The sequence below is a fragment of the Paracoccus zeaxanthinifaciens ATCC 21588 genome (assembly GCF_000420145.1).
GTDB lineage: Bacteria > Pseudomonadota > Alphaproteobacteria > Rhodobacterales > Rhodobacteraceae > Paracoccus > Paracoccus zeaxanthinifaciens.
Map to the genome: position 1 here is coordinate 62,336 of NZ_ATUJ01000004.1, position 18,250 is coordinate 80,585.

Sequence of the window (18,250 nt, forward strand, 5' to 3'; positions counted from 1 at the left end):
AAAAGGGGGCTGCGGCCCCCTTCTTCATTCGGGCCGCCCGCGACGGCCATAATGCACTTGCAGCACGGGCGATGCCGTCACTACTGTGCGGACATGACAAGCGCGCCCATTGCCTCTGCGATCGAGATCACACCGACTGCCAAAATCTCTCGCGAGACGCATGGCTGGCGATCCAAATGCCTGCAGCGCCTGATCCGGATGGACCTGCCCGTCCCGCGCAGCTTCGCCGTCGATTGCGACAGCGTGCGCAGCATCAGCCAAGGCCGACCCATCCCCGCCACCGAACTGGCCGAGATCTTCGGCGGCAGCGGTCTGGTCAGCGTGCGCCCCTCGGCGGTCAGCCCGGAATGGGGCGGACCGGGCACCGTGCTGAATGTCGGCATCAACGACGCGCTGCATGAACGCCTGACCGCGCAGATCGGCAGGGCGAATGCCGACGGCGTCTACCTGTCCTTCGTCCAGAGCTATGCCACCCATATCGCGCGGCTGGACCCCGACCTGTTCACGCTGGACGGTCCCGACGCCCTTGCGCGCGCGCTGGACATCTATCGCGGAGAAACGGACGAGGACTTTCCCCAGGACCCCGTCAAGCAGCTGTCCGAGGTGCTGCGTTCCATGGCGCGGGCATGGGACGGGCCGACCGCGCGCCTGCTGCGGCAGGCCAAGGGGGCGCCCGCCGATGCGCCCCTGGGGCTGGTCGTGCAGGAAATGGCGCTGGCGCTTGGGCCGGGGCTGTGCGGATCGGGGACCATCCAGTTCATCGACCCGGTGACCGGCACGCCGCGCGTCACCGGACGCTTTCGCGGGCAGCATCACGGCCAGACCGTCGGCTCGGGGGCGGAAACGCTGTACCTGACGCAGGACGACCGCGGCCCCGCGCTGGAGGACAGCGCCCCCGAGATCTTCGACGAGCTGATCCGCTTCGGCATCGCATCGCGCGAACGCCTGAGAGAGGAGATGCAGATCGAGTTCGTGCTGACCGGCGGCGCCATCTCGGTCATCGACGCGGTGCGCACGCAGCGCAGCGCCCGCGCGGGACTGCGCGTGGCGGTCAGCCTTGCCCGCGACGGCATCATCCCCGTCGAGGAGGCGCTGATGCGCGTCGAACCGCGCGCCCTGGCCGAGCTGCTGCACCACCAGATCGACCCGCGCGCCCCGCGCGACCTGATCGCACGCGGCATCGACGCCAGCCCCGGCGCGGCCACCGGGCGGATCGTCTTCTCCGCCTCCGCCGCGCAGGCCGCGCAGTCGCGAGGAGAGCCCTGCATCCTCGTGCGGCGCGAAACCGTCCCCGAGGATATCCGCGGCATGCACGCCGCCGTCGGCGTCCTGACCGAACGCGGCGGCACGACCAGCCATGCCGCCGTGATCGCGCGCGGCATCGGCCTGCCCTGCATCGTGGGCGCGACCGGCATCGTCATCGACGCCCGCAACCGCACGCTGCGCGCAGGCGCCCGCACCCTGTCCGAGGGCGACGAGATCACCATCGACGGCAGCACGGGCGAGATCCTTGCCGGTGCGGCCGTCCTGCTGCCCCCTGCCCTGGACGACGCGTTCACGCAGCTGATGGACTGGGCCGAGGATGCGGGCGGGCTGGGCGTGCGCGCCAATGCCGACACCCCCGAGGACGCGCTGACCGCGCGCCGGTTCCGCGCCCAGGGCATCGGCCTGTGCCGGACCGAGCACATGTTCTTCGACGCGGAACGCCTCCCCGCCATGCGAGAGATGATCTTCGCCGACACCCCCGAGGATCGCCGCCTTGCGCTGGAACGCATCCTGCCCATGCAGCGCGCCGACTTCACCCGCCTGTTCGAGATCATGGCCGGTCATCCCGTCACGATCCGCCTGTTCGACCCGCCCCTGCACGAATTCCTGCCAAGCGACCGCGACGGCCTGCGCGAACTGGCGGCCTCGCTCGATCTGCCGCTGTCGGACGTGACCCGCCGCGTCGAGGCCCTGACCGAGTTCAACCCCATGCTGGGCATGCGCGGCGTTCGTCTGGGCATCACCGTCCCCGAAATCTATGACATGCAGGCCCGCGCGATCTTCGAGGCCGCGGTCGAGGCCGGCCACAAGGGCGATCCCGTCGTCCCCGAGATCATGATCCCGCTGGTCAGCGCCATGAAAGAGGTCGAGCTGGTCCGCACCCGCGTCGATTCCGTGGCCGCCGCCGTCCGCAACGAGCGCCGCACGGATTTCACCTATCACCTTGGCGTCATGGTCGAAACGCCCCGCGCCGCGCTGCGGGCGGGCGACATCGCCGAACACAGCGCCTTCCTGTCCTTCGGCACGAACGACCTGACGCAGATGACCTATGGCCTGTCGCGCGACGACGCGGGGCGCTTCATGGGGACCTATGTGAACCAGGGCGTCTTCGCCGAGGATCCGTTCCATCTTCTGGACGAGGACGGCGTGGGTGAACTCGTGCTGACGGGCGTCGAACGCGCGCGCCTGCACAACCCCGACATCACGATCAGCGTCTGCGGCGAACATGGCGGCAACCCCGAATCCATCGCCTTCTGCGACCGGGTCGGGATCGACTATGTGTCCTGCTCACCGTTCCGTGTGCCGGTCGCGAGGCTTGCATCCGCGCAATCCGCGATCCACCGGCGACGCGGTCGTTGATTCGCGGCTCAATCACAACCTTCGATTGACGAAATATCCCCATCGCGCCCCGGCCCAAGGCGCGAAATGGCCGATTCACGCCAATACCCCAGAAAAGCATAGGCAAGAAAATGCCGGTATCAGGGGAAAACCGATCGGTTCGGGCGGTCACGCGCTTGTTGGCTGGATTGCAGGAACCTTGGAACCTTAAGCAGTCGGCCACTCGGAGGCGTTGCCGATCTGCTCTCGGCATGCCGCCTTAACGCCCCTTAAAGGGCGACGATGTAAGTAGGACCGACCATGCCCATGCTGCCTCATCGGCTGGCGCACGCCTGTCTCTGTGCCGCTGCCGCCTTGACCATATACGCCTCTCCCACCGCTGCTGGCGGGACCGGCTCTCTCTTCTCGGCCGAGATCGGCCTTTTCGGTGCTGCCGCCTCGACGGTGACCGCGAACGTGGATTCGCCGCTGCTCTATGCGAACCACGAGGCGGATCTGAACACCACGCCGACCGACGATGCCACCGTCTATCTGACCAGCAATGCCGCCAGCTATTCGCAGCAGGACCTGCAATGCCTGGCCGAGGCGCTGTATCACGAAGCCCGCGGCGAGGGCCGTCAGGGCCAGGCCGCCGTGGCCGAGGTGATCCTGAACCGCGTCGACAGCCGGACCTTCCCGTCCAGCGTCTGCGGCGTGATCAACCAGCCCAGCCAGTTCAGCTATACCATCGGGGGCGCCAAGCCGATCCGCAACAAGTCCGCCTATCTGCGGGCCGTGGACATCGCCAAGGCCGCATTGTCGGGCGCACCGCGCAACCTGACCGGCGGGGCGACCTATTTCCACACGCCCTCGGTCCGTCCTGCATGGGCCCGCCGCTTCCAGCGCACGGTGCAGATCGGGCGCCACATCTTCTACAGCACCGGCCAGCGCGTCGCCTCGAACTGAGCGATCTGCTGCGCGGCAGGGCTTGCCCGCCGCGCGGTTTTGCTGTGAATGGCGGATATGGAACAACCGGACCGCATCTTTCTTCGCGACCATGTCATCTCGGCCGAGATCGGCGCCTTCCAGTCCGAACGGGGGCTGGAACAGCGCATGCGCTTCAATCTGACGGTCGATCTGCGCGACAGCGTCGAGGGCGTCGACGACCAGGTGGACCGCATCCTGTCCTATGACGTGCTGACCCAGGCCATCGACACGGCGCTGGCCGACCGCCGCTATGACCTGGTCGAGACCTTGGCCGAACGCATCGCGGCCGAGGTGCTGGCCCATCCCCGCGCCGCCCGCATCGACGTCTCGGTCGAGAAACTGGACCGTGCGCCGGGTGCCCTGGGCATCCGCATCATCCGCGATGCGGGCCGCGTGGCAGCGACCGGCGTTTCGGGTCAGATGCGCGTCGTGGTCTGGTATTCGCCGACCCAGATCCCCGAAGGCGCGGTGGCGATCCTGCCCAGTTTTCCGAACCTGCCCCTGCCGACAGGCGGCGACCGCAGGCGCATCCGGCTGCTTGCCTATGATCAGGCCGCATGGTCGCTGGCATCCGACCTGAACCTCGAGGTCGCCTCTACCCGGACCGAAATCGAGGCCGCAAGCCTTCAGGGCCGTGCCGTGGTCTGGGCCCCTGCCCGCATGTGCTTCGACGCACCCGAGGCCGGCGATACCGACGACACGCTGGCCTTCTGGCTGGCCGACCGGCTGGGCGCGACCGGCGTCGATTTCTCGATGCCCGAAACCCATCCCCTTCCCGCGGCCCCGGGCGGGCTGACCCTGCCCATCGGTCGCCTGCAACCGAAGGTCTAGGCCATGACCGCACGGCAGTATTTCCGACCGATCCCGCAGGACCGTGGCGGGCGCTGGCGTCTTGCCTGTGGCTGGACCGGCTTTTCCCGGTTCGAGCTGCTGGAACGCGGCCAGCCGCCGCGCATCACCGATGACGCCCCCGCCGAGATCCTCGACCGCCTGACCGCCCCGCGCGCGCCCCTTGCGGGTCTGTCGATGGACCGCCCCCGCATCATGGGCATCGTGAATGCCACGCCCGACAGCTTCTCGGACGGAGGCGCGTATGATCCGGCAGCGCAGGCCGCAAGGCTGGTCAGCGACGGCGCCGAGATCCTGGATATCGGCGGCGAATCCACCCGCCCCGGCGCGACCGAGATCGCCATCGAGGACGAGATCGCCCGCGTCCTGCCTACAATCGACGCAGGCCGCCATCTGGCGCCTGTCTCGATCGACACGCGCAAGGCCCCGGTCGCGAAGGCCGCCATCGATGCGGGGGCGGTCATCGTCAACGACGTGTCGGGCCTGGATTTCGACCCCGATCTTGCGGATGTCGTCGCCCGAAGCGGCCTGCCCCTGTGTCTGATGCACGCGCAGGGCGTGCCCCAGACGATGCAAGACGATCCGCGATACGACGACGTGGTGCTGGACGTCTATGACGCGCTGGAGGAACGGATGCGCCGCGCGATGGCGGCAGGAATCCGCGCTGACAGGATCGTGGTCGATCCGGGCATAGGATTCGGCAAGACTCAGGCGCATAATCTGGCGATCCTGCGGCGCATCTCGGTCTTTCACGGGCTGGGCTGTCCGATCCTGCTGGGCGTCTCGCGCAAGCGGTTCATCGGCGCGATCGGCGGGGCGGAGCAGGCACGGGATCGCGCGCCGGGCACGCTGGCGGTCACGGTCGCGGCGGTCGCCCAAGGGGTACAGATACACCGCGTCCACGATGTCGCGGAACATGCACAGGGCCTGCGCCTGATCGCAGCCCTCAACGAAGAAGAGGCAGGGACATGAGCAGGAAGCTTTTCGGAACGGACGGCGTTCGCGGACGTGCGAACACCCATCCGATGACGGCCGAGATGGCGCTGCGCCTTGGCGCCGCCGCGGGCCGGTTCTTCCGCCGTGACGGGCGCAACAGGCATCGCGTGGTCATCGGCAAGGACACGCGGCTGTCGGGCTATATGCTCGAAAATGCGCTGACCGCCGGTCTGACCAGCACGGGCATGAACGTCCTGCTGCTTGGCCCGGTGCCGACGCCTGCCGTGGGTTTCCTCACGCGGTCGATGCGCGCCGATCTGGGGATCATGATCTCGGCCAGCCACAACCCGGCCGAGGATAACGGCATCAAGTTCTTCGGTCCCGACGGGTTCAAGCTGTCGGACGAGGCCGAGGCCGAGATCGAGGAGATCGTCGCGGGCGAGATCGAGCCCGCCCAGCCCCGCAATATCGGGCGGGCCAAGCGCATCGACGACGGGCGCGGCCGGTACATGGAATATGCCAAGACGACCTTCCCTGCCGGTCAGCGGCTGGACGGGCTGAAGGTCGTGCTGGACTGCGCGAACGGTGCGGCCTATCGCGCCGCCCCCGAGGTGCTGTGGGAACTGGGCGCCGACGTGATCCCCGTGGGCGTGAAGCCCGACGGGTTCAACATCAACGACGGCGTCGGCAGCACCCACCCCGAGGCCTGCGCGGCCGCGGTGCGCGAACATGGCGCGCATCTGGGCATCAGCCTGGACGGCGATGCGGACCGCGTGGTGATCGTCGACCAGAACGGACGCGTGGCGGATGGCGACCAGATCATGGCGCTGCTGGCGGGGCGTTGGGCCGAACAGGGCCGCCTGTCGGGGAATGCGCTGGTCGCGACCGTCATGTCGAACCTGGGGCTGGAACACTTCCTGCAAGGTCGCGGCCTGCACCTGGAACGCACCAAGGTCGGCGACCGCTACGTGGTGGAACGCATGCGCGAAGGCCGCTTCAACCTGGGCGGCGAGCAGTCGGGCCATATCGTCATGACCGACTATGCCACGACCGGCGACGGGCTCGTGGCCGCGATGCAGGTCCTTGCCGCGATGGCCGATACGGGGCAGCCGGCATCCGAGCTTGTCTCGCAGTTCGATCCGGTTCCGCAGCTGCTGAAGAACGTGCGCTATGCCGCCGGGGCCGACCCGCTGTCGGCCGAGGTGGTGAAGCGCGTCATCGCCGATGCGGAAACGCGGCTGGCCGGGCGCGGTCGGGTGCTGATCCGAAAGTCGGGGACCGAACCGCTGATCCGCGTCATGGCCGAGGCCGAGGACGAGCGCGAACTGAACGAGGTCGTCGACGGCATCGTCGCGGCAGTGGAAACGGCGGCCTGATCTTGCGTCCCGCGATGGCGGGGGGAATTGCATCCCCCCGCCCCCCTGCCGTTCAGGGATGCGCGGCGATGGGATCGTGGTCGTAAAGCCAGTCGAACCTGCCCGGCATCACCCGTGGGGCGATCCGGTCCGCGATGCGCAGCACCGAATGGCCTGCCAGCCGCATCGCGCCGCGCAGGTGATAGTTCCTGGCGTTGGCATTCGCGGCCTCGACGATGCGGGTCACGCGCGGGATGCGGGCCTGCGCATAAGCGTTCAGCGCCTGATCCTGCGGCTGCGCATCGAGGCACGAGGCCAGAACCCATGCATCCTCGATCGCCATTCCGGCGCCCTGTGCCAGGAAGGGCAGCGTGGGATGCGCAGCATCGCCAAGGATCGCAAGCGTTCCATCCGTCCAGACGGGCGCCACCGGGTGGCGGAACAGACCCCACAGGTTGACCTGATCGACAGCCGCAAGCCAGCCGCGCACCGGATTTCCGAACTCCGCGAATGCCGCGCGCAGTTCGTCGGGGTCGCCGGGCTGCGACCACCCCTCGTTCTGCCAATCGCGGCGTTCCTGCACCGCGACGATGTTCCGAAGCCCCCGCCCAAGGGGATAGCTGACGAGATGCCGCCCCGGCCCCATGAAGACATGAGCCTCGGGCGGGCCGTCGCCTGCGATGACCGCGCGCCACGCGGTCTGGCCGGTGAAGAAAGGAACCTCTCGGCCGTTCAGCCATTCGCGGCTGTGGCCGTGGATGCCGTCGGCGCCCACGACCAGCGCGGCGTCCGGAAGGGCATCGACCGTGCGGCCCAGGCGGATGGTCACACCGGCGGCGCGGGCGGCATCCGACAGGACCCGGATCAGGCGCGGTCGGTGGATCAGCAGGAAATCGGCATCCGGTCGGTGCGATACCAGGTCCATGCGCAGGACCCTTCGGGCCGCAGCATCGTTCAGCTGGACGGCGCGGTTGCGCACAGCCGCCTCCCGCAGGGCCTGCCCGACCCCCAAGGCATCGAGAACCCTGACCGCATTCGCCGATATCTGGATGCCCGCGCCGACGTCGCCCAGTTCCGGAGCGCGTTCGTCCAGCGTCACGTCGGCCCCGCGACGGGCCAGCGCAAGTGCGGCGGTCAGACCGCCGATACCCGCGCCGATGACGGCTGCGCGACGCCCCTGCAGATGGCCCATTAGCTGCCCTTGCACGAAAAGGCCCCGCATCGCGGGGCCGTTGGCGTCAGTTGTCGCGGTGAACGCGTTCCTTGCGCTCGTGGCGTTCCTGCGCCTCGAGGGTCATGGTCGCGATCGGGCGCGCGTCCAGTCGCTTGAGGCTGATCGGCTCTCCGGTCATCTCGCAGTAACCGTATTCGCCGACCTCGATGCGGCGCAGGGCGCTGTCGATCTTCGAGACCAGCTTGCGCTGACGGTCGCGGGTGCGCAGCTCGATCGCGCGGTCGGTCTCCTCGCTCGCGCGGTCGGCGATGTCGGGCACGGCACGGGCGCTGTCCTGCAGGCCTTCGAGCGTCTCGGCCGACTGGTCCAGCAGTTCGGCCTTCCAGGCTTCCAGCTTCCGACGAAAATATTCGAGCTGGAGCTCGTTCATGAAGGGCTCGTCCTCGGCGGGACGGTAGTCCTGGGGAAGGAAGGTCTGGGCTTTCATTACGTCCTCCGGCGGCGCCGGGCGGGTATGAAATTCCGGCACCTTGGGCGCCCCATTACGCCAAGTTTCACGGCTTGTCACTAGCCTTGCGCCGATGGCTATGCGTAATCTGCAACCCGAGCCGCTGAAACAGGCAGTTTCGATCAAGCAATTCTTGCGAAAGGAAGAGCCGATGCAATTCACCGGGACGGACCGCTATGTCGCGCCGCCAGACCTTGCGATGGCGGTCAATGCCGCGGTGACGCTGGAACGCCCGCTGCTGGTCAAGGGCGAACCCGGAACCGGCAAGACCGAACTGGCGCGTCAGGTCGCCGCCAGCCTCTCGATGCCGCTGATCGAATGGCACGTCAAATCAACGACCAAGGCCGCGCAGGGCCTGTACGAATACGATGCGGTCAGCCGGTTGCGGGACAGCCAGCTGGGCGATCCGCGCGTCCACGAGGTCGCGAATTACATCCGGCGCGGCAAGCTGTGGCAGGCATTCGAGGCCCCGGAACGGGTCGTCCTGCTGATCGACGAGGTGGACAAGGCCGATATCGAGTTCCCGAACGACCTGCTGCAGGAACTGGACCGGATGGAGTTCCACGTCTACGAGACCGGCGAGACGATCCGCGCCCGGCAGCGGCCCGTGGTCATCATCACCTCGAACAACGAGAAGGAGCTGCCCGACGCCTTCCTGCGCCGCTGCTTCTTCCACTTCATCCGCTTTCCCGACCCCGAGACGCTGAAGCGCATCGTCGAGGTGCATCACCCCGACCTGAAGCCCCGCCTGCTGGACACCGCCCTGACGCAGTTCATGGAAATCCGCGAGGCACCGGGCCTGAAGAAGAAGCCCTCGACCAGCGAGTTCCTGGACTGGCTCAAGCTGATCCTGGCCGAGGATCTGGCCCCCGAGGACCTGACCCGCGACCCGGCCACGATGCTGCCGCGCCTGCACGGCGCGCTGCTGAAGAACGAACAGGACGTCGCCCTGTTCGAGAAGCTGGCCTTCATGGCCCGCAGGCAGTCGCGCTGAGACTCAGCGGACCTCGGGCAGCGGCTCGACGATGCCGGGGGCCACGGGCTCGTCCGGCGCGGGTGCGCCCTCGTCCGGCAAGGGCGGCGTGACCTCGCGCTCGGGGCGCGCCTTGGGGCGGCCGTCGCGCGCCTTGCGGCGGCCCATGTCGCAGGCGGCGTCGCCGGTCAGCGCGTATTCGATCTGGACCTCGGCGTTCAGCTCGACCTCTCCGGCCTGCACGGGCACGCTGTCGGCCATCGCGGCCTCCATCCGCATCATCGGCTGGGGCGCACGCCCGCCGCTGCTCTCGCGCATGGCCAGGATCGGTCCCAGCTGCGCGCCCGCGGCCTCGGCCAGCAGTTCGGCCTTGCGGCGGGCGTCCTGGACGGCCGCGATGCGGGCCTCGTCCAGCCCCGCGTCGCCGTCCTGACGCTGGAAGGCGATCCCGTCGATCTCGTTCGCGCCCGCCCCCACGATCGCATCCAGAACCTCGCCCAGACGGGCAAGGTCGGTCGCGCGGATCGTGACCATGTTGCGCGCCTCGTAGCCGGTGACCTTCGGCGGCTGGCCTTCGTCGTATTGCATGACCGGACGCAGGTTCAGCCCCGAGGTCTGGATCTGCGCATCCGCGATCCCCGCCCCCGTCAGGGCCTCGATCACGGCGTTCTGGCGGGTCGAGTTCTCGGACATGGCCGCGTCGGCGCTGTCGCCCTGCGTCGTGACCCCAAGCGTGATGACCGCCATGTCGGGCGCGACGCGCGCCTGCCCCGACCCCGCGACCGACAGCCGCGACGGTCCGTGATCCGCCCCGCAGGACATCGCCCCGCCCTGCTGCGCCATCGCGGGCGCGACCGCCATTGCGCTCAATGCAGCGCCCAGCAGCATGCTGCGGATGGTTGAATTCCCTTGCATCGGCTCGCTCCTTCTCGATGCGTGTAAGCCTGCGGGAAGACTGCGCCTTTCGGTCCGGATATCCTAGCCCCATCGACCGCCGATACGATCACAGGACCGCCAGTAACGCTTCCTTCGATACCCGATTTGCGGTAGTGTCGTGGACAATAAACCAAATCGCGCCGCCAAGCGGCCACCCTTCCCCGAGCAGTGACAACATTTCATGAACCATCACGCCGCGCCCCCCGAATTCGCGATGAGCTTCACGCAGGAGGCCGTTCAGCTGGAACGCCGCAGGGGGCCGGACTGGCACCCCGTCGGACAGGCCGAATTCAGCCGGACCGACCTTGCCGCAACGCTTGGCGCGATGCATCGCGACGCGGGCGGCCTGCCCGGCGCAAGCGACACGCTGCTGGTGATCCCGGACGACCAGATCCTCTATACCACGCTGACGGTTCCCTTCGGTTCGGACACCGCCGCGACCATCGCCAAGGCGCTGGAGGCCGCGACCCCCTATGCCGCCGAAGAGCTGACCTTCGACTGGTGCCCCGCCGAGAACGGCGACATCGAGACGCTGCGCGTCGCCGCCGTCGCCCTGCGGACCCTGGAAGAGGCCGAGGATTTCGCCCGCGCGCAGGGGTTCCACCCCTCGGGCTTCATCGGGCGACCGGATGACGAGCGTTTCGACGGGCAGCCCGATTTCGGCTCGGCCCGCGCGATCCGTCCTGTCGCCGCGCGGCCCTTCAGCCAGCCCGATCTGAGCCAGGCACGCGTCACCGCCCCCGCGATCGAAATCGCCGAGGAACGGCCCGCCGCGCCGTCGATGCCGGTCGTCTCGGCCATCGTGCCGCACCGCTATGCGCCCGAACCGGCGGCGGAACCCCTGCCCGAGGTCGAGGCCGCGCCGGTGGGTGCGCCTAAGGTCATCCGCTATGGCAACGGCCTGTCGCCGCGCGCCGCCGCCGTCCATGATCGCGCCGCCGCAGCCCGCGCCCTGCGCGCCGAGCGGCAGGAAGACCGCGCCGAGGAACCCGCCGCCGCCGTGATGGCGCAACTGCGCCGGATCGATTTCAGCCGCCTGCCCGTCATGGTCGGCGGCCTTGCGGCGCTGCTGCTGGGCGGGATGCTGTTCTTCGGCGGCGACGCGCCCGATCAGCCCGTGGATGTGACCGGCACCCCCGAGATCGTCGAGGAGATGCCGACCGAGACCGGCGCCCTGTCCGATCCGCAGCCCGCAGCCGAGCCTGAATTCGTCGAAGCCACGCCCGAGATCGCGCCACCCGCCCCCGAGGTTCAGGCGCCGGTCGCCCTGCCGCCCGAGGCCGTGGCCGCGGCAACCGCGCTTGCCGACCGCCTTGCGGCACCGGTGCAACCCGCCGCCGAAGAACCTGCCGATGCCCCCGCCGACGACGCGCTGACCCAGGCACTGGCCGAGGCGATCGGCAATCCGCAGCCGGAACCCGAACTGCCCGCCCAGCCAGAGGCAGCCGAGACAGAGACGACCGAAGAACCCACCCCCGCGCCAGTCGAGACGACCGAGGCCGCAACGCCGCCTGCCGCGACGCCCGCCCAGACGCAGGCCGCCACGCAGGCCGCAGCCCAGGCGCGCGCCAATCTGCGCAGCTCGGCCCGTCCGCCGCGCACACCGCCCGTGGCCGCCCGTGAACCGGCAGCGCCCGACACGCGTCCGGTCCTGCCCGGCAACCCGTTGCCCTACGAGGCGCGCACCGCGCCTCCGTCGCGCAGCGTGACGGGCGCGCGACCGCCCTCTCGTCCGGCGGCTGCGGCTCCTGCTCCGGCGCCCGCGCCTGCAGCAACGCCGGCACCCAGCCAACCGCAGGCTGCCGCGCGGCCCGCGACGACACCCACGGCATCGCGTCCGCCCAGCCCCAACCGTCGCCCCGCGGCCCAACCCGAGCCCCAGGCCGCCGCACCCGTCGCACCCGTCGCGCAATCCAGCGTCGGAAGCGCGCGCCCGCCCTCGCGCCCCGAGGAAGGCAGCCGCGCCGAAGATGACGCCCCGCGCCCCCTGACCCGCGACGAGCGCGCGGCGCTGGAACGCCAGCTGCGTGATTTCCGCACCGCGCAGGCGGGGGCGAGCGGCCTTGGCCAAGGCGAACGCCGCATACTGATCCAGCTGGCGGATGCGCGCCCGATGCGGCGCCCGACATCGGTCATCGCCCCCTCGCAGAAGGCGGTGACCGATGCGCTGCAGGCCGCGCAATCCGACGGGCTGACCGGCGCCCGCCCGCCCGAGCGCGAGGCCGAAGAGGCCGCGGCCCGTCCGGCGGCCTCGACCCCGGCCAGCGTCACGGCATCGCGCCGCCCGCCCGCACGGCCGGCATCAGCCCGTCCCGCCAGCCCCAGCCTGTCGCAGGATGCCGTTCAGGACGCCATCGCATCGGCCATCGACGACAGCACGGCGCGTCCGGGCGGTGTCGCGCTGACCGCGCTGGCGTCCTCGGCCAAGCCGCCGCGCCGCGCCGCAGGTGCCGCGACGAACGCGATCGCGGCCACCGCCGCACCGGTCGCGGCAGCCGCCGCCGCTACCGCGCCATCGGCAGCCGATCTGCGCGCCGCAGCCGAGGCGCAGGCCGCGCAGGAGGAACAGCGCCGCGCCGATGCCGAATTGCAGGCGCAGGCCGAGGAACGCGCCCGCCGCCAGGCAGCCGCCGACGCCGCTGCCGAAGCGCAGGCCCGCGCACAGGCCGAGGCCCGCGCCCGCGCCCAGGCCGAAGCCGAAGCGCAGGCCGCAGCCGCCCGCAACCAGCGCTATCGTCCCGCCGAGGTCGACGAGGAACCCGATGTGGTCGCCGCCGTCCCCCAAAGCGCGGTGGGAAATGCCGCGGCATCCGCGACCGTCAAGGACGGGATCCGGCTGAACAGCACGCAGATCATCGGGACCATCGGCGCGGGCCGCGCAAGCCGCGCGCTGGTGCGGCTGTCGAACGGGCGCGTCATCACGCTGCGCATCGGCGACAAGATCAACGGCGGCACCATCACCGAGATCAAGGACAGCCGCATCATGTACAACAAGCGCGGCCAGGTGCAGGCGCTCGGGGTGCTTAACGGGCAGTAACCCTCAGCCGTCCAGCGGCGTGACCGAGAAGCCTTCGCGGGCCAGAAGCGCAAGCACGCCGTTCTTGCCCGGCAGGTGCAGCGCGCCGAAGCCCGCGACGATCCCCTTGCCGTCGCGCGCCGCATCCTCGGCCCCCTCGACCAGCGGATCGATCCAGGCACGGTTGCGGTTGTCCATCAGCCGGGTCTGGGCAAGCTGCATCTGGCGTTCGATCTCGGGTCTCGGCAGGGCCTCGTTACGCAGGGCTTCGAGGCGACCGAACTCCCAGATCTTCCAGACATCGCCGGCGAAATAGGCGTCAGCGAGGGTCACCGCGTAATCGTCGGCCAGCCTGGCCGAGGGAAGCGCCGCACGGATCATGTCGATCTCGTCCTTGGGGCTGAGCCCGTCGAAGATGTCGAAGATCGTGTCCCAAGGCTCCAGCGCGCGGACGGGCACGTCGCGGGCCTCGGCGCCTTCGACCAGCTGGCGGTCCAGCCCCTCGACCTCTCCGCCACCCATCGAACGGATCATGCAGGGCGAGACCCCAAGGATCATCGCCGCATACCAGGGCCGCATCCGCGAAGCGACGACCGCGGGCGTCCCGCGATCCTCCATCGCCGCCGACAGGGCCTGCCATTCGTCGGGGGTCAGGCGTTCCGGCAGGGTCGGCCCGTCGGTATCGACCATCAGCGTCGGGTCGCTGCGCAGCGCGTCAGTCAGGCGGGCCTCTTCCTGGGGACCGGCCTCGACATAGAGCGCGGCTGCGTCCTCGATGCGCGGCAGGATGCGGTCCAGCGTGGCACGATGGCGGGGATCGTCGAAGTGATAGGTGCCGACCAGCGTGATGCGTTGATCGCCCCGAGCGGCCTGCCACAGGATGCCCCTACGATAGGGAATCTCGGCGGTCGCGGCCTCCAGTTCCTGCGCCTCGGAGGGGGTCAGATCGGCGAACAGGTTGCGCCCCTCGCAGCCCGATGCGGCATGGGACGCCCCTGCCCCGAACAGGCTGACGACAAGGGCGATCAGGGATTTGCGCATGGGTGCGGGCCTTCTTTGGCAGGCGGTTTCGCGCAGGCTGTCACAACCGGTCGGCGGCTTCCAGTGGCGGGGCGGAAAAGCCATCAGAATACCGTTGACAGTCTGGTGAGCCTTTCCTAGATCAGCGTCATTGGCACTCGCAGCCAGTGAGTGCCAACAGCAACAACACTGCAACCTGAAAGATCGGAGTGTTCAAATGGCATTCAAACCGCTGCAAGACCGCGTGCTGGTCCGTCGCGTCGAATCCGACGAGAAGACCAAGGGCGGCCTGATCATCCCCGACAGCGCCAAGGAAAAGCCCGCAGAAGGCGAAGTCGTCTCGGTCGGCGAAGGCGCTCGCAAGGATTCGGGCGAGCTGATCGCACCTTCGGTCAAGGCAGGCGACCGCGTCCTGTTCGGCAAATGGTCGGGCACCGAGGTTTCGGTCGATGGCGAGGATCTGCTGATCATGAAGGAAGGCGACATCCTGGGCATCATCAGCTGATCGCCCGATCGCCGAACCTTCCAATCTAATTTCAGGAGAATCAAATGGCTGCGAAAGAAGTCAAGTTCAACACCGACGCCCGCGACCGGATGCTGAAAGGCGTCAACATCCTCGCGGATGCCGTCAAGGTGACCCTCGGCCCCAAGGGCCGCAACGTCGTGATCGACAAGTCTTTCGGCGCACCGCGCATCACGAAGGACGGTGTCTCGGTCGCCAAGGAAATCGAACTGTCCGACAAGTTCGAGAACATGGGCGCCCAGATGGTCCGCGAAGTCGCTTCGCGCACCAATGACGAGGCCGGCGACGGCACGACCACCGCGACGGTCCTGGCCCAGGCCATCGTCAAGGAAGGCATGAAGGCGGTTGCCGCCGGCATGAACCCGATGGACCTGAAGCGCGGCATCGACCTGGCAACCGCCAAGGTCGTCGAAGCGATCAAGGCAGCCTCGCGCCCGGTCAACGACACCGACGAAGTCGCGCAGGTCGGCACCATCTCGGCCAACGGCGAAGCCTCGATCGGCCGTCAGATCGCTGACGCCATGCAGAAGGTTGGAAACGAGGGTGTGATCACCGTCGAAGAAAACAAGGGCATGGAAACCGAAGTCGAAGTCGTCGAAGGCATGCAGTTCGACCGCGGCTACCTGTCGCCCTACTTCGTGACCAACCCCGACAAGATGGTCGCCGAGCTGGAAGACGCCTACATCCTGCTGCACGAGAAGAAGCTCTCGTCGCTGCAGCCGATGGTTCCGCTGCTGGAATCGGTGATCCAGTCGCAGAAGCCGCTGCTGATCATCGGTGAGGACGTCGAAGGCGAAGCCCTGGCCACGCTGGTCGTTAACAAGCTGCGCGGCGGTCTGAAGATCGCAGCCGTCAAGGCACCGGGCTTCGGCGATCGCCGCAAGGCCATGCTGCAGGACATCGCGATCCTGACCGGCGGTCAGGTCATCAGCGAAGACCTGGGCATGAAGCTGGAAAACGTGACCATCGACATGCTGGGCACGGCCAAGAAGGTCACGATCAACAAGGACAACACCACCATCGTCGACGGTGCTGGTGAGAAGGCCGAGATCGAAGCCCGCGTCAGCCAGATCCGTCAGCAGATCGAGGAAACCTCCTCGGACTACGACAAGGAGAAGCTGCAGGAACGCGTTGCCAAGCTGGCAGGCGGCGTCGCAGTCATCCGCGTCGGCGGCATGAGCGAGATCGAAGTCAAGGAACGCAAGGACCGCGTCGATGACGCACTGAACGCGACCCGCGCGGCCGTTCAGGAAGGCGTCGTGGTCGGCGGCGGTGTCGCACTGGTTCAGGGCGGCAAGGCGCTGGAAGGCGTGACCGGCGTCAACAGCGACCAGGATGCGGGCGTCGCGATCGTTCGCCGCGCACTGGAAGCACCGATGCGCCAGATCGCCGAGAACGCAGGCGTCGACGGCGCCGTCGTTGCCGGCAAGGTCCGTGAATCGACCGACAAGGCCTTCGGCTTCAACGCGCAGACCGAAGAATATGGCGACATGTTCAAGTTCGGCGTCATCGACCCCGCAAAGGTCGTCCGCACCGCGCTGGAAGACGCAGCATCGGTCGCCGGTCTGCTGATCACCACCGAAGCCATGATCGCCGAGAAGCCCGAGCCGAAGGGCCAGGGCGGCGCACCCGACATGGGTGGCATGGGCGGCATGGGTGGCATGGGCGGCATGATGTAATCATCCGCCTTGCCAACCGGCAGGTTCGGGGGCGTCCTTCGGGGCGCCCCCTTTCGTTTGCGCAAGGCCCCGCGCGGCGCGCATGAAAAAGGCCGCCCCCGAAGGGACGGCCCTTGATTGGACGGAGGGTGCGGATCAGATCACGCTGCCCTCGACCCCCATCGACTTGCACATCGACTGGAAGCGCGAATGCGCGACCTCGCCCATCAGCGCGCGCCCGGCCGGGGTCAGCTTCAGCTCCAACCGGTTGTCGGGCTTCAGGGTCAGGCGCCCGGCCTCGGCAGGGTCGTCGGTCGCGAACATCGCGCCGAAGCGCATGGCCTTGCCGGTGATCTCGGCGGCCTTGATCTCATCCTCGGGGAGAAGGTCGAACAGCGGGGCAAAGCGCGATTTCGCGCGGCTGTTCTTGTAGCGGTGCAGCAGCGCCAGCCCCAGATAGACGCGCTCGGGGTGGCTGAGTGCGGCCATGTTCGCGCGGGTCACGTTGTCGAAGCATGCCTCGGCGCGGTAGTCGGGATGCGTCCGCCAGGCAGTGTCGTGCAGCAGGCAGGCCGCCTGCATCAGCCGGTTGCGTTCGGGCGTGATGTCGGGGAACAAGGGAAGCAGGAAGTGGTACAGCTTCTTGCCGAAACCCGGCATCCGCGCCATCTGCTTTTCGGTAAAGCGGGCGGCCTCGATCAGCGGGTCGCGCTTGCGCAGCGTCGTGGACATGTGCTCGTACAGCAGCCCCTCGCGGATGCCATAGCTGCTGATATCCAGTTCCTCGGGCTGGAAACGGTCGATCATCCGGCCCAGAACGCGCGAGGCCAGCGGCACCAGTTCCATCCGCGAGGACGAGATCCCGGTACGCGAGCGCAAATCCTGCAGGTCGGACTTGCCGATCCAGTCGATCGTTTCCCTCGCCGCGTCGGGGGTCATACGATATTCGTGAAGCACGGTCATGGGATAGCCCGTCCGCTCCATGTCCAGCCGCGCGATGGCACGCCACGACCCGCCGACCAGGTACAGCCTGCGGTGATCCGTGCCCATGTGGTCGGCCAGTTGCGCAAGGATGCCGTCGATATGATCGGACAGCGCCTCGTCCGCGATCTGCTGCAGGCGGAACGGCCCCAGCTGCGAGGTCACGCGGCGACCGATGCGGCCCTGCGACACCTCGGCCAGCTCCATCGAGTTGCCGCCGATATCGCAGACCAGCCCCTTGGCGTCGGGCCAGCCCAGCAGCACGCCCTGCGCGGACAGCCGGGCCTCTTCCTCGCCGTCGATGACCCAGATCTTAAGACCCAGCTTCTTCTCGATCCGCGCCTGGAAGGCGGGGCCGTCCTCGGCCTCTCGCATGGCGGCGGTGGCGACGCAGGTCATGCTCTCGACGCCCATCGACTTGGCCAGCGACGCGAAACGCGTCAGCGCCTCGTAGGCGCGCTCGACGCCCTTGGGGTTCAGGCGACCGGTGCTGGCCATGTCCTGCCCCAGGCCCGCCATGACCTTCTCGTTGTAGAAATAGGCCGGCGACCGCGCGGCGCCGTCGAAGACCACGAAACGGACCGAGTTCGAGCCGACATCGACCACGCCCACCCGCCTCAGCGCCCGCTTGGGCAGCTTGCGGAATTTCGGGCCGAAAGGGTCGATCTTCCGACCGCCGGAGGTTCGCACGCCGTTCATCTTGCGCCTCTTGTTTCGTCGTCCTGATGGTCCTGCCCGCTGCCGGGGCAGA

14 protein-coding genes are annotated in these 18,250 nt (G+C 68.5%); 9 read left to right on the forward strand and 5 right to left on the reverse strand.

What is annotated here, in order from left to right:
* Window positions 1-93 precede the first annotated feature (93 nt).
* From F804_RS0105225 to glmM, 5 genes are all read left to right on the forward strand, one after another.
* Window positions 94-2,625 (forward strand): putative PEP-binding protein, encoded by a 2,532-nt coding sequence (locus tag F804_RS0105225; protein WP_022706698.1) that lies wholly within the window; start codon window positions 94-96, stop codon window positions 2,623-2,625.
* A 333-nt stretch (window positions 2,626-2,958) separates the two neighbouring features.
* Window positions 2,959-3,549: a cell wall hydrolase gene (locus F804_RS15710; protein ID WP_245540318.1), complete on the forward strand. Its 591-nt coding sequence runs from the start codon at window positions 2,959-2,961 to the stop codon at window positions 3,547-3,549.
* 57 nt (window positions 3,550-3,606) lie between these two features.
* Window positions 3,607-4,401: a dihydroneopterin aldolase gene (locus F804_RS0105235; protein WP_022706700.1), complete on the forward strand. Its 795-nt coding sequence runs from the start codon at window positions 3,607-3,609 to the stop codon at window positions 4,399-4,401.
* A 3-nt stretch (window positions 4,402-4,404) separates the two neighbouring features.
* Window positions 4,405-5,391, forward strand: a complete 987-nt coding sequence (gene folP / locus F804_RS0105240; RefSeq protein WP_022706701.1) for a dihydropteroate synthase — start codon at window positions 4,405-4,407, stop codon at window positions 5,389-5,391.
* Window positions 5,388-6,731, forward strand: a complete 1,344-nt coding sequence (gene glmM / locus F804_RS0105245) for a phosphoglucosamine mutase (protein WP_022706702.1) — start codon at window positions 5,388-5,390, stop codon at window positions 6,729-6,731. Before folP ends, glmM begins: the two co-directional genes overlap by 4 nt.
* 52 nt (window positions 6,732-6,783) lie before the next feature.
* Here the strand turns inward: glmM and F804_RS0105250 are convergent, their stop codons facing one another.
* Window positions 6,784-7,902, reverse strand: coding sequence for an FAD-dependent monooxygenase (locus tag F804_RS0105250; RefSeq protein WP_022706703.1), 1,119 nt, complete (start codon window positions 7,900-7,902; stop codon window positions 6,784-6,786).
* Window positions 7,903-7,948: 46 nt separating this feature from the next.
* Entirely contained in the window at window positions 7,949-8,371 is a 423-nt protein-coding gene (gene dksA / locus F804_RS0105255; RefSeq protein WP_022706704.1) for an RNA polymerase-binding protein DksA, read from the reverse strand.
* 172 nt (window positions 8,372-8,543) lie between these two features.
* On the opposite strand from dksA, the gene F804_RS0105260 reads away from it, so the two are divergent.
* A complete protein-coding gene (locus F804_RS0105260) occupies window positions 8,544-9,386 on the forward strand; it encodes an AAA family ATPase (protein ID WP_022706705.1) in 843 nt (280 codons plus the stop codon).
* 3 nt (window positions 9,387-9,389) lie between these two features.
* Here F804_RS0105260 and F804_RS15715 read toward each other — a convergent pair whose 3' ends face one another.
* Window positions 9,390-10,280 (reverse strand): SIMPL domain-containing protein, encoded by an 891-nt coding sequence (locus F804_RS15715; protein WP_022706706.1) that lies wholly within the window; start codon window positions 10,278-10,280, stop codon window positions 9,390-9,392.
* Window positions 10,281-10,482: 202 nt separating this feature from the next.
* On the opposite strand from F804_RS15715, the gene F804_RS16870 reads away from it, so the two are divergent.
* The gene (locus F804_RS16870) at window positions 10,483-13,338 is read left to right on the forward strand and encodes a hypothetical protein (protein ID WP_022706707.1); all 2,856 of its coding nucleotides are present in this window, start codon (window positions 10,483-10,485) and stop codon (window positions 13,336-13,338) included.
* 3 nt (window positions 13,339-13,341) lie between these two features.
* Here F804_RS16870 and F804_RS0105275 read toward each other — a convergent pair whose 3' ends face one another.
* Complete coding sequence (locus tag F804_RS0105275) at window positions 13,342-14,358, reverse strand: TraB/GumN family protein (RefSeq protein ID WP_022706708.1); 1,017 nt, start codon at window positions 14,356-14,358, stop codon at window positions 13,342-13,344.
* A gap of 196 nt (window positions 14,359-14,554) precedes the next feature.
* Here F804_RS0105275 and F804_RS0105280 point away from each other — a divergent pair, with 196 nt between their 5' ends.
* Both F804_RS0105280 and groL read left to right on the forward strand, forming a co-directional pair.
* On the forward strand, window positions 14,555-14,842 hold the full coding sequence (locus F804_RS0105280) for a co-chaperone GroES (RefSeq protein ID WP_022706709.1): 288 nt from the start codon (window positions 14,555-14,557) through the stop codon (window positions 14,840-14,842).
* 44 nt (window positions 14,843-14,886) lie between these two features.
* Window positions 14,887-16,539, forward strand: a complete 1,653-nt coding sequence (gene groL / locus F804_RS0105285; protein ID WP_022706710.1) for a chaperonin GroEL — start codon at window positions 14,887-14,889, stop codon at window positions 16,537-16,539.
* A gap of 135 nt (window positions 16,540-16,674) precedes the next feature.
* Here the strand turns inward: groL and F804_RS0105290 are convergent, their stop codons facing one another.
* Complete coding sequence (locus F804_RS0105290; protein WP_022706711.1) at window positions 16,675-18,198, reverse strand: Ppx/GppA family phosphatase; 1,524 nt, start codon at window positions 18,196-18,198, stop codon at window positions 16,675-16,677.
* Between the last annotated feature and the right edge of the window lie 52 nt (window positions 18,199-18,250).